Origin of the sequence: Streptomyces sp. NPDC021080 (assembly GCF_044333225.1) — a bacterium.
Taxonomy (GTDB): Bacteria; Actinomycetota; Actinomycetes; order Streptomycetales; family Streptomycetaceae; genus Streptomyces.
The window spans coordinates 118,474-130,551 of record NZ_JBIRQM010000011.1 but is presented as its reverse complement, the minus strand read 5'-3'; the positions used below and the strand labels follow the sequence as shown (position 1 = coordinate 130,551).

The following is a 12,078-nucleotide window of genomic DNA, read 5'->3' as shown; positions in this document are numbered from 1 at the left end:
CCCTTCGTACGGCGGCTGGGCAATTCGGATTCCATGGACATCCCACGTCCAACGTTCGCGCCGCAGAGGCTACTTGGACCCTCACGCACCCCACAAGGAGCAAAGGGTGGTCGTGTTCACGCCAAATTCCCGGGTGTGCGCGGCCGTCCGGCGAAGAGCAGTTCACGGGTTTGTCGATCCGGATTTCCGGTACGGACGGCTGATGCGGGCTAACGTTCCGTCATGACCGCACCCGAAACCGAACCCCGCCTCGCCCTCGACCCGGCGCGCACCGCCCTCGTGCTCGTCGATCTGATGGAGCGCATCGTGGCGTTGCCCCTGGAGCCGCACAAAGGGACCGAAGTACTCGCCACCGCCGAGGAGTTGGCGGCGTCCTTCCGCAAGGAGGGCGCGCTCGTCGTGCTCGTCCGGGTCGAGCGGCCCGGAGTCGCGGAGCAGCCGCCCGGCAGCGGACTGGTCGCCGGACTCGTCGCCGAGGGTGACCTGGAGATCGTGAAGCGGACCATCGGTGCCTTCCAGGGCACCGGCCTCGACGAGCGGCTGCGCGAACACGGCGTCTCCACCCTGGTGTTCGGCGGTATCGCCACCAACCTCGGGGTCGAGTCGACCGCGCGGGCCGCCGGCGACCTCGGCTACGACCTCGTCTTCGTGGAGGACGCGATGGCCGCCTTCACCTCGCCCGAGCACGACGCCTCCGTGCGCCTGGACTTCCCCCGCCTCGGCACCGTCGTGACCGCCGGTGAGGTGCGCTTCTCGCCGCGATGAACCCGGCGCCACCGGCGAAGCGGTACCCGGCGCCACCGGCGGAGGGGCACCGGCCGAGGCGGGGCCCCTCCGGCGCAGGGGGCGCTCCCCGCCGTCCGGGGCCCCGCCGCCGTGTCGCGGGGAGCCGGTGTCAGCCCCGGGCGGCCGTGGCCGACAGGGTGATGCGGTGCTCGCCCGCGTACACGTTCATGTTGGCGCCGCGCAGGAAGCCGACCAGGGTCAGGCCGGTCTCCGCCGCCAGGTCGACGGCCAGCGACGAGGGCGCGGAGACCGCCGCGAGCACCGGGATGCCCGCCATCACCGCCTTCTGCGCCAGCTCGAAGGAGGCCCGGCCGGAGACCAGCAGGACCGTCCGGGAGAGCGGGAGCGTGCCGTTCTGCAGGGCGCGGCCGACCAGCTTGTCGACCGCGTTGTGCCGGCCCACGTCCTCGCGTATGTCGACCAGCTCGCCCTCCTCGGTGAACAGTGCCGCCGCGTGCAGGCCCCCGGTCCGGTCGAAGACCCGCTGGGCCGCGCGCAGCCGGTCGGGGAGGCTCGCGAGCAGGTCGGGCTCCAGCCGCACCGGGGGAGCGGTGCCGCCCTCCGTGTCGTCGATGGCCCAGCGGGCCGTCGTGCGGACCGCGTCCAGACTGGCCTTGCCGCACAGGCCGCACGAGGACGTCGTGTACACATTGCGTTCGAGCGTGATCTCGGGGACGACGACACCGGGCGCCGTCCGTACGTCGACGATGTTGTACGTGTTGGAGCCGTCGACCGTGGCACCGGCGCAGTACACGATGTTCTGCAGCTCGTCGGCCCGGCCCAGCACCCCTTCGCTCACCAGGAAGCCCGCGGCCAGCGCGAAGTCGTCGCCCGGGGTGCGCATGGTGATCGCCAGGGGCTTGCCATTGAGCCGGATCTCCAGCGGCTCCTCGGCGACGAGCGTGTCCGGGCGGGAGCTCACGGCTCCGTTCCGGACGCGGATCACCTTGCGTCGTTCCGTGACTCGTCCCATGTCCTGATCAGTCCCGCTTCCATGCGTTCGGCCGGCCGGATCGGCCCTTGCGATCGCCGGTTGGCGTTCGGGTCACCCGGGGCGTGGTGCGGAGGTGGCCTTCACGTTCTCATTGTCCTGCACCCGCGGAGCGGGCCGCGTGCCGCCTCGCCGCGCGGCGGCACGCCCCGCGCTCACGCCGCCGTCCGCAGCGCGAGCAGGTCCGAGATGGCGTACACGGTGCGCAGCGTCGGGACCGGCACCCCGGTGATCTCCGCCAGTTCCACGACGGCCGCCAGCAGCACGTCGAGTTCCAGCGGCTTGCCGCGCTCCAGGTCCTGGAGCGTGGACGTGCGGTGGTCGCCGACCCGCTCGGCGCCCGCGAGGCGCCGCTCGATGGACACTCCCACCTCGCAGCCGAGGGCCCGGGCGACGGCCAGCGTCTCGGTCATCATGATCTCGATGACCTTACGGGTCCCGCCGTGCAGGCACATCTGGCGCATCGTGGCGCGGGCCAGCGCGCTGATCGGGTTGAAGGAGATGTTGCCGAGCAGCTTGAGCCAGATGTCGTTGCGCAGCTCCGGTTCGACCGGGCATTTCAGCCCGCCCTCCCGCATGGCGTCGCTGAACGCCCGGCAGCGCGCCGAGACGGAGCGGTCCGGTTCCCCGACGGAGAACCGGGTGCCTTCGAGGTGGCGGACGACGCCCGGTCCCTCCAGTTCGGTCGCGGCGTACACGACGCAGCCGATCGCCCGCTCCGGGGCCAGTACCGCGCCGACCGCGCCGCCCGGGTCCACGCTCTCCACCCGGTGGCCGTCGTAGGGTCCGCCGTGCCGGTGGAAGTACCACCAGGGAATGCCGTTCTGGGCGGCGACCACCGCCGTGGTGGCGTGCAGCAGGGGCTCGATCAGCGGCCCGCACGCCGCGTACGAGTTGGCCTTCAGGCCGAGGAAGACGTAGTCGACCGGGCCGATCTCGGCCGGGTCGTCGGTGGCGTGGGCCCGCGCGGTGAAGTCCCCGCGGGGACTGATGACGTGGACGCCGTGGCGCCTCATGGCCGCGAGGTGCGGTCCACGGGCGACGAGGTGCACGTCGGCGCCCGCGCGGTGCAGAGCGGCGCCGACATAGGCGCCGATCGCACCGGCGCCGAGAACTGCGACTCTCACTGTGTGGCGCTCCGTTCGGTCGAGGGTACCGAGGAACTGCCGAACTCTGTCGACGAAATATTGTCTACAGGATGGAATGGGACTCGACAAGGGTCCGGGCAGGGTCACCGCCGGGGAGGGGTGTTCCCGTCCGGGGCCCGGGAGACGACCGTTCGTCGCGCCAGGGATACCGTTCATCGCATACGGTCGACGCGTTCTTGTCACGGCGCTTCACAGCCGGGCGGCCCCTTCCTATCGTCCCGGATCATGAGCCCTCCTGTCGCACCCCCCGGTTGGAGCCGCTGGCTCGTCCCGCCGGCCGCCCTGTCGGTCCATCTCTCCATCGGCCAGGCCTATGCCTGGAGCGTCTTCAAGCCGCCGCTGGAATCCGCGCTCGGCCTCAGCGGAACCCAGAGCGCGCTGCCCTTCCAGCTCGCCATCGTGATGCTCGGCCTGTCGGCCGCGTTCGGCGGCACCCTCGTCGAGCGCAACGGTCCGCGCTGGGCCATGACCGTCGCCCTCGTCTGCTTCTCCTCCGGCTTCCTGATCTCCGCGCTCGGCGCGGCCACCGAGCAGTACTGGCTGATCGTCCTCGGCTACGGCTTCGTCGGCGGCACGGGCCTCGGCATCGGCTACATCTCGCCCGTCTCCACGCTGATCAAGTGGTTCCCGGACCGGCCCGGAATGGCCACCGGCATCGCGATCATGGGCTTCGGGGGCGGCGCGCTGATCGCCTCGCCCTGGTCCGCCCAGATGCTGAAGTCGTTCGGTTCCGACTCCTCGGGGATCGCGCTCGCCTTCCTCGTGCACGGACTGACGTACGCCGTGTTCATGACCCTCGGTGTGCTGCTGGTGCGGGTGCCGCGCGGCGAGAAGCCGGCCGTGTCCGGGCCGAGCGCGCTCGACGGCGTCCAGGTCTCGGCCCGCAGCGCCGTGCGCACCCCGCAGTTCTGGCTCCTGTGGATCGTTCTGTGCATGAACGTGACCGCCGGCATCGGCATCCTGGAGAAGGCCGCCCCGATGATCACGGACTTCTTCGCGGACAGCTCCACTCCCGTGTCCGTCTCGGCGGCCGCCGGTTTCGTCGCCCTGCTCTCCGCCGCCAACATGGCGGGCCGGATCGGCTGGTCCTCGACCTCCGACCTGATCGGGCGCAAGAACATCTACCGGGTCTACCTCGGGGCCGGCGCCCTGATGTACGCGCTCATCGCCTGGCTCGGGGACTCCTCGAAACCCCTGTTCGTCCTGAGCGCGCTGGTGATCCTCTCCTTCTACGGCGGAGGCTTCGCCACGATCCCCGCGTATCTGAAGGACCTGTTCGGCACCTACCAGGTCGGCGCCATCCACGGCAGGCTGCTCACCGCCTGGTCCACCGCCGGCGTCCTCGGCCCGCTGATCGTGAACCGGATCGCCGACCACCAGGAGGCGGCGGGCAAGCACGGCTCGTCCCTGTACGGAATGTCGTTCCTGATCATGATCGGGCTGCTCGCCGTCGGCTTCGCCGCGAACGAGTTCATACGGCCCGTGCACGCCCGCCACCACATCCCCGCACCGAGGGAGGCCGCCGATGTCGCACGACAGCAGCCCGAGTCCGCCTGACGCCGACGGCGTCCCGAGGCCGCCCGACCGGCGGGCACTGGCCGTCCTCGCCTGGCTGTGGGTGGGAGCGCCCCTGTGCTACGGCGTCTACGAGCTCGTACAGAAGGCGACCCAACTGTTCTCGGGGTAGATGTTCGGACGTCCCAAGGTCTGACAGAAGCCGACAAGCCTGGCGCCGCAATCCTGTGGCATCACCTGCCGTCGTACCCGCGAGTCACTGATCAGACTGGTGGATCCCGCACCCGAAGCACGAGGGGGACCACTCATGAACGGCTCACGGATCGCCGCCGTCGGCCATTACCAGCCCGCCAAGGTACTCACCAACGAGGACCTGGCGGGCCTGGTCGACACCAGCGACGAATGGATCAGGAGCCGTGTGGGCATCCGGACCCGCCATGTCGCCGGTCCCGACGAACCCGTCGACGAGCTGGCCGCGCACGCCGCCGCCAAGGCGCTCGCCGCGGCCGGTCTGACCGCCGGCGACATCGACCTCGTGCTCGTCGCCACCTCCACGGCGGTCGACCGCTCCCCGAACATGGCCGCCCGGGTCGCCGCCCGCCTCGGCATCCCCTCGCCGGCCGCGATGGACGTCAACGTCGTCTGCGCCGGGTTCACCCACGCCCTCGCCACCGCCGACCACACCGTGCGCGCCGGTGCGGCGACCCGGGCGCTCGTCATCGGCGCCGACAAGATGACCGACGTGACGGACTGGACCGACCGCACCACCTGTGTCCTCGTCGGGGACGGCGCCGGGGCCGCCGTGGTCGAGGCCTGCCCCGCGGGCGAGGAGCCCGGCATCGGGCCGGTGCTGTGGGGCTCGGTGCCCGAGATGGGGAACGCGGTGCGCATCGAGGGCACCCCCTCGCGGTTCGCGCAGGAGGGCCAGAGCGTCTACCGCTGGGCCACCACCCAGCTCCCGCCGATCGCCCGGAAGGCCTGCGAGCGCGCCGGCCTCGCGCCCGAGGACCTCGCCGGGGTCGTCCTGCACCAGGCCAACCTGCGCATCATCGAGCCGCTCGCCCTGAAGATCGGCGCGGTCAACGCCGTCGTCGCGCGCGATGTCGTCGACTCGGGGAACACCTCCGCCGCCAGCATCCCGCTCGCCTTCTCCAAGCTCGTCGAGCGCGGGGAGATCTCCACCGGGGACCCCGTCCTGCTGTTCGGCTTCGGCGGCAACCTCTCGTACGCCGGGCAGGTCGTCCGCTGTCCGTGAGGCGGCCCGCACCGCCCGCCCGGTCCCCGGCTGCCCGGGTGTGACAAGCCCAACTCCCGTGTCTGCGGCGCGTTTGTGCGCCGTAGACTGTAGGCGAAAGACAATTGATAATCGACTTTCCTATCGCGGCGACAGCGCTGCCCAGGGAGGGACCGTGATGTTGTCGACAGGCCTGCCTCAGGGAGCGGTACCCAAGCTCGAGCGGCCCGGCCCGCTTCGTGACCGTGTCTACGAGGCGCTGCTCGAACTCATCACCACCCGGGCCCTGAAGCCGGGACAGCACCTCGTCGAGAGCGAACTCGCCGGTCACCTCGGGGTGTCCCGGCAGCCCGTGCGGGAGGCGCTCCAACGGCTGAGCACCGAGGGCTGGGTCGATCTGCGGCCCGCCCAGGGCGCGTTCGTGCACGAGCCGACCGAGGCGGAGGCCGACCAGCTCCTCACGGTCCGTACGCTCCTGGAGGCCGAGGCCGCCCGGCTCGCCGCGGCCAACGCGGGCACGGCCGCCATCAGCGCGCTGGAGGCCCTGTGCGCCGAGGGCGAGCGGGCGGTCGCCGCCGACGACGTCGACGCCGCGGTCGCGATGAACGCGCGGCTGCACGCCAAGGTCATGGAACTCGCCGGCAACACGGTCCTCGCCGAGCTCGCCGCACAGGTCGACCGCCGGGTCCGCTGGTACTACACGCCGGTGGCCCGGCAGCGCGGGCGGCAGTCCTGGATCGAACACCGCGAGCTGATCGCCGCGATAGCGCAGGGCGACGGACAGCGGGCCACCGCGGTCATGCGGGCGCACACCGAGCACACGCGGCAGATGTACCACGACCGCGAGAAGTAGTCAGCCGGCCGGCGCAGTCCCCACCGCGGGGCCGGGGCGGGAGGGCGACCGGCGGGCCTCCGTGCCGAGCATCACCACCAACACCGCCACCAGCGCGAGCAGTTCGGCGACCGCCGAGACCCCGGTGCCGAGCAGCGCGGTGGCCGCCGCGACGGGCACCGCGACCGCGCGGAACGTCACCGGCCCCAGCCGCAGCACCGAGCGGAACGCCACGTCCCCGGCGAGGAACAGCGCGACCCCGCCCGCGAGCGCCAGCGCCGGACCGGTGCCCGAGTGCTCGGTGAGATGGCCGAGCGTCTTCTTCACCCCGGTCGCGCAGTAGGCGATGCCCAGCAGCATGGGCAGGAAGGCGTAGTAGTACGCGTTCATCGCCAGGCGCCAGCGCCGGTCCGGCGGCGTCGCCGTGAACGCGGCCTCCGCCGCGTGCTCGTCGCGGATGAAGTACGTCCACCACAGGGCCCCGGCCAGCGCCAGCGAGAGGAACGCGCCGACGAACAGGTCCGCGGTGAGCGGCCGGCTCCCGATCCCGGTGCCGATCGCGATGACGGACTCGCCGAACGCGACGATGAGCAGCAGCCCGTGCCGCTCGACGAAGTGGGCCGGGTCGAGTGCGCCGAGCTGTGAGCGCAGCACCGCGGCGTCGCGCCCGCCCCGGCGCCGGGGCCCGTGTTCGGCGAAGAACGGGGTGACGAACTGCAGGACCAGCGCCAGCAGCCACAGCCCGTCGGCGCGCAGGCCGTCGAACAGCCCCGCCGCGGTGACGGCCAGCGCGGCCAGCGAGTTCGGCACCGCGTACCAGATGACGTCGCGGCCGTGACTGCGGGTGTAGAGCGCGCTGTGCACGAGGACGACGGCCAGGAAGCCCAGCCCGAAGACCACGCCGCCGTCGTCGAAGGCGCGCGGGATGGCCAGAGCGCACACCAGGAACGCACCCATGCCCAGCATCAGCAGGATCCGCCGTGAAGGCCGGTCGGGCGGAACCTGGTTGGTGAGGTACGCGTAGGCGCCGTACATCCAGAACAGCACCACGAAGATCAGCGCGACGCGGGCCGCCGTCGCGAACGACAGGTCGGAGGCGAGCAGCACGGTGAGCTGGGTGAGGACGAAGACGAAGACGAGGTCGAAGAAGAGCTCCAGGCTGCTGACCCGCCGCCCGGCCTCGTCGCCCGCCGGGTGCCCGGCCTCGCGCGGGTACGGGGCCATGGACCCGTCACCCGGCGGGTCCGCCGTGCCTGGCGTCGCCGGATGCTCCGCCCCGGCCGCTGCCGGACGCCCGGCCTCGCGCGTGCCCGGGGTGGACCCGCCACCCGGCGAATCCGCCGTGCTCGGCGTCGCCGGATGCTCCGCCTCGGCCGGATGCCCGGCATCGCGTGCACGCGGGGCCGGGCATCCGCCGCCCGGCGGGTGCGCTGTGCCGGCCGGTATCCGTCGGGCCGCCGCGTCCGTGTCCCCGGACGGCGCCGGATCCGGCTCTCCGTGTGCCGACGGCCGCGCCGGTTCGTCCACCGACGTGCGCCCCGCCTCGTCCCCTGCTCTGCTCATGTGTCCCCCCTGACAGATGGCCTGTGGAGATCGTATGCGGCCGTACCGCCGGAGGGCCCGGTGCTTCGCCCGCCGGCCGCGTACGAGGACTTCGGCGCCTGCCGCGGTGACCGGGCGTCGATCGGCTCGGCCGGTCGTGAAGGTCCGGCGGTGTCCGGGCGGAGTGCGACCGGGCGACGCCCGGCGCCCCTTCCCGGCGAACCCGCCGCGCACCGGCCTGCTGCGCGGCGGCGTCAGGACCGTTGCGCAGCCGGTGCCGCCCAGGCGGAAGGACCGTGCCCGGCGCGGTGAACGACCACCCGGGCAGGCGGCGCACAGGGCCGGTCACGGAGCGGCGCATGCTCTCCTCGAACCAGTCGCCGTCCACCCGGTCGGGCTTGGCCGGGCCCCGTAGGCATCAAGGCGGCGAGGCGGTCCGAAACCCCGGAGTCCCGCGACACCACGAGTGACCGGTACCCTCGCGGCGCCCGGGTCTGTCGAGCAGGCCCCGAGGAGAGGGTCTCCGCAGCCGTGAACCTGACTGCCACGTTCAGTCTGACCGACCGCGAGTACCGCAGCTTGATACGTCACTCCCCGGCCATGCGCCATTTCGCCGCGGCCAGTCTGATCCTGGCCCTGATCGGTGCCCTGGTGCTCCTCTTCGGCGGTTCGATGGTGTTGCTGGTCTTCGGGCTCGGCATGCTGATTCTTCTCGAAAGCCTCGTCGTGTACCGCGCGGCACGCAAGTTCGCGGCCGGGCATCCCGGGCCGTGGACACTGGAGCTGACCGAAGAGGCGTACGTCCTGCGCACACCCTCCGACCGGTTCGTGGTGGCCTGGAGCGCCTTCCGGTCCGTCGGGGAGCGTGGTGGTTTCTGGTTCCTGGGGACAAGCGGGATAACGGCCGAGGCCGTTCCGAAGCGGGTTTTCGACAAGCACCAGCAGGCCGTCGTCACCGCCTTCCTGGCCCGGCGGCTGCCTCCGGCGAGACGACCCTGGTACCGGCTGTTCGCCTGACATGGCCTCACCGCCGGGAAGCCCGGTGGACCCCGGCGGTGCGTTCGGCAACGCCTGCGCGGGCCGGCCGTACGGCACTTCGGTACGGACCCGTGTCGTGCGGCACCCTCGGCGCGGTCCCGGTCCACGGGCCGCCCTCGTGCGGGCGGCCCGTGGACCGGGGACGCTCAGCCGACCGGCTGCGGCGCCGGTGCCGAGGTGTCCGCGGTGCTGCGGCCCGGCTGCCGCAGCAGCAGGGCGACCGCGGCCGCCACCATGGAGATGCCGCCGGCCAGCGCGTAGGCGCCGTTGTAGCCCCAGGCGGCGACCACCATCGAGCCGAGCCCGCCGCCGAACAGACCGCTGACCAGCTTTCCGCTGTACACCAGCCCGTAGTTGGTGGCGTTGTAGTTCTCGCCGAAGTAGTCCGGGGTCAGGGCGGCGAACATCGGGTAGAAGGCCCCGCCGCCGAACCCGGAGAGGAAGGCGAAGAACAGGAACAGCGCCTCGCTGTGGATGTCACCGGCCCAGATCACGCCGAACTGGGCGAGTCCGAGCACCACGATGACGAAGACCAGGGTCCGCTTGCGGCCCCAGGTGTCGGACAGCCAGCCCACCACGCCCCGGCCCACGCCGTTGACGACCGCCATCACGCCCATCGACGAGGCCGCCACCAGCGGGCCGAAGCCCACCTCCTTGGCGAAGTCGACCTGGAAGGAGATCCCGAAGATCGACACACCGGCGGTCATCACCAGCGCGATCCACATCAGCGGGAGCACACCGGTCCTGATGGCCTCCTTGGGGGTGTACTGCTTCACCGCCGGCGGGTTCTTCGACAGGCTCGCGGCCCCCTTGCCGGAACCGGCGTGGGTCAGCGGATCGACGTCCGCGGGCCACCAGTTCTTCGGCGGGTCCTTGAAGAAGAACGCGGCGGTCAGCACCACGACCATCACGTAGGCGCCGATGAGGTCCAGCACGCGGTGGTAGTTCGCCGTGTCGAAGGCGTAGTTGAAGATGAAGATGAACGGCAGGGAGCCGTAGGCGAATCCGCCGTTGACGAATCCCGTGCGTGCGCCACGGCGTTCGGGGAACCACTTCCCGACCATGTTGATGCAGGTCGCGTACACCAGCCCGGACCCGATACCGCCGATGACACCGAAGCCCAGGATCGCCAGCGCGACATCGCTCAGATGCGACAGGGCGAGGAAGCCGGCCGCGCACATGACCGAGCCCGTGTACATGGCTCCGCGGGCCGTCAGGACGCCCCTCTCCCGCAGCCAGCCGGCCGGGAAGGCGATGCCGGCCTGGAAGAACACCCAGATGCTCAGGATCCAGAAGGTGTTGCTCTGCGTCCAGCCGTGGGCGTGCGACAGGGTGTCCTCGGCCGAGCCGTACGCGTACTCGAAGACACTGATGGCCATCATGGCGGCCCAGGGCAGGTACACCATGAACGAGCGCGAGTGGCCGAGGATGTCCCGGTCGCTCTCGCCGACCCGGTAGACCCGGCCCCGGGCGTCCGTGATCTCCCGGTACGCGCGCCCCCGGGCGCCGCCTTCCTCCGGCGAGTCCTTCGCCGCGATCGGTTCCGCCGTCATGACGCCATCTCCTCGCCGAGCGGGTGTGGATTGGGAACGATGCCGCGGGCCCGGGGCCTGCCCGGTGCCCGGAGGAACAGGGCCAGTACGGCGGACGCCAGACCGACGGACCCGGCGAGCACGAAGGCGCCGTGGTAGTCCCACGCGCCGACGACGACCGCGCCCATGCCGGAGCCCACGAGGCCCGAGATCAGCTTCGAGCTGTAGACCATCCCGTAGTTGGACGCGTTGTGGTTCTCGCCGAAGTAGTCCGCCGTCATGGCCGCGAACAGCGGGAAGATCGCGCCGCCGCCGAAGCCGGAGACCATGGAGCAGAACAGGAAGAACGGCATGCTGCCCATCTGGCCCGAGACCAGCACGCCGAACTGGGCCGAACCCAGCACCAGACACACGATGATCAGCGTGTGACGCCGTCCGACGCGGTCGGAGATCCAGCCGATGACCCCGCGCCCGGTGCCGTTGACGACGGCCTTCAGCGACATCGCCGTGGCCACGACCCCGCCCGCGAAGCCCATGTCCTTGCCGAACGGGACCTGGAAGGCGATGCCGAAGATGTTGATCCCGGCCGTGCACAGCAGACAGAACCACATCATCCACAGAACGGGGGTACGGGCGGCCTCCCTCGGGGTGTACTGCTTCACGGCCGGCGGGTTCTTCGCCAGCGCCCGCCGGGTCTTCGGGTCGTCCGGCACCTTCAGCGGGTCCACGTCCGGCGGCCACCAGCCCTTCGGCGGGTCCTTGAAGAACCAGCCGGCCGCCGCGACCAGCGCGCAGCAGACCAGGCCGACACCCACCAGGACGCCCCGGTAGTTGCCCAGGTCCATGTACGAGGTGAACAGGAAGACGAAGGGCACGGACCCGTAGGCGAAACCGCCGTTGACGAAGCCCGTCTTGCCGCCCTTGCGCTCCGGGTACCACTTGCCGACCATGTTCACGCAGGTCGCGTAGACGAGACCCGCTCCGATGCCGCTGCACATGCCGAAGCCGAGATAGGCGACCGTCACGTGCGGGGCGAACGCCAGGGCCACATAGCCGAGCAGGGTGCCGAGCGCGCCCAGCAGCATCGCCGTACGGGCGGGGAGCCTGCCGCTCTCGCGCAGTTGCCCGGCAGGGAAGGCCACGGCCGCCTGGAAGAACACCCAGACGCCCATCAGCCAGAAGATGTGTCCGCTGCTCCACAGATGAGCTTCGTGGAGCGTGTCCTCCGCCGACGTGAACGCGTACTCGGCGGAGCTGATGCCCAGCATGCCCGCCCAGGGCAGGAAGACCATCCAGGCGCGTCTGCGGCCCATGATGTCGATGTCTCTCTCACCGACGCGGTACACGCGTCCGTGCCGGTCCCTCACCTCTCGATGAGGCACCGGAGTCGAGTAGCCGGTGGTTGTCATGTCGATCGAGATCCCCTTGCGTCGAAAGATCCGGTCAGCGCCCCCTGCCAC

The 12,078-nt window shown here is 71.3% G+C and carries 11 protein-coding genes; 6 read left to right on the top strand and 5 right to left on the bottom strand.

From position 1 onward, the window contains the following. The first annotated feature begins 222 nt into the window (after positions 1-222). Positions 223-765 carry an isochorismatase family protein gene (locus tag ACH4S8_RS26665; protein ID WP_398398266.1) on the top strand — a complete coding sequence of 181 codons (543 nt, stop codon included), beginning with the start codon at positions 223-225 and terminating at the stop codon, positions 763-765. Between the two features lie 130 nt (positions 766-895). On the opposite strand, the gene fdhD is transcribed toward ACH4S8_RS26665, so the two are convergent. After that, entirely contained in the window at positions 896-1,759 is an 864-nt protein-coding gene (gene fdhD / locus ACH4S8_RS26660) for a formate dehydrogenase accessory sulfurtransferase FdhD (protein ID WP_398398264.1), read from the bottom strand. A 173-nt stretch (positions 1,760-1,932) separates the two neighbouring features. Then, on the bottom strand, positions 1,933-2,904 hold the full coding sequence (locus tag ACH4S8_RS26655) for a 2-dehydropantoate 2-reductase (RefSeq protein ID WP_398398262.1): 972 nt from the start codon (positions 2,902-2,904) through the stop codon (positions 1,933-1,935). A gap of 246 nt (positions 2,905-3,150) precedes the next feature. On the opposite strand from ACH4S8_RS26655, the gene ACH4S8_RS26650 reads away from it, so the two are divergent. The 4 genes from ACH4S8_RS26650 (at position 3,151) to ACH4S8_RS26635 (ending at position 6,527) form a co-directional block, all read left to right on the top strand. Beyond that, positions 3,151-4,482, top strand: coding sequence for an OFA family MFS transporter (locus tag ACH4S8_RS26650; RefSeq protein ID WP_398398260.1), 1,332 nt, complete (start codon positions 3,151-3,153; stop codon positions 4,480-4,482). After that, positions 4,451-4,612: a hypothetical protein gene (locus tag ACH4S8_RS26645; RefSeq protein WP_398398258.1), complete on the top strand. Its 162-nt coding sequence runs from the start codon at positions 4,451-4,453 to the stop codon at positions 4,610-4,612. Before ACH4S8_RS26650 ends, ACH4S8_RS26645 begins: the two co-directional genes overlap by 32 nt. Before the next feature lie 135 nt (positions 4,613-4,747). Further along, on the top strand, positions 4,748-5,695 hold the full coding sequence (locus ACH4S8_RS26640; protein WP_398398256.1) for a beta-ketoacyl-ACP synthase III: 948 nt from the start codon (positions 4,748-4,750) through the stop codon (positions 5,693-5,695). A gap of 157 nt (positions 5,696-5,852) precedes the next feature. Continuing rightward, positions 5,853-6,527 carry a GntR family transcriptional regulator gene (locus tag ACH4S8_RS26635; RefSeq protein WP_398398254.1) on the top strand — a complete coding sequence of 225 codons (675 nt, stop codon included), beginning with the start codon at positions 5,853-5,855 and terminating at the stop codon, positions 6,525-6,527. Here ACH4S8_RS26635 and ACH4S8_RS26630 read toward each other — a convergent pair whose 3' ends face one another. Continuing rightward, complete coding sequence (locus ACH4S8_RS26630) at positions 6,528-7,730, bottom strand: low temperature requirement protein A (protein ID WP_398398252.1); 1,203 nt, start codon at positions 7,728-7,730, stop codon at positions 6,528-6,530. It abuts the gene before it with no gap. Between the two features lie 849 nt (positions 7,731-8,579). Between ACH4S8_RS26630 and ACH4S8_RS26625 the strand changes: the two genes are divergently transcribed. After that, positions 8,580-9,065, top strand: coding sequence for a YcxB family protein (locus tag ACH4S8_RS26625; protein ID WP_398398250.1), 486 nt, complete (start codon positions 8,580-8,582; stop codon positions 9,063-9,065). Positions 9,066-9,232: 167 nt separating this feature from the next. Here the strand turns inward: ACH4S8_RS26625 and ACH4S8_RS26620 are convergent, their stop codons facing one another. Both ACH4S8_RS26620 and ACH4S8_RS26615 read right to left on the bottom strand, forming a co-directional pair. Next, on the bottom strand, positions 9,233-10,639 hold the full coding sequence (locus ACH4S8_RS26620) for an OFA family MFS transporter (RefSeq protein ID WP_398398248.1): 1,407 nt from the start codon (positions 10,637-10,639) through the stop codon (positions 9,233-9,235). Beyond that, entirely contained in the window at positions 10,636-12,027 is a 1,392-nt protein-coding gene (locus ACH4S8_RS26615) for an OFA family MFS transporter (RefSeq protein ID WP_398398246.1), read from the bottom strand. Before ACH4S8_RS26615 ends, ACH4S8_RS26620 begins: the two co-directional genes overlap by 4 nt. Positions 12,028-12,078: the final 51 nt, after the last annotated feature.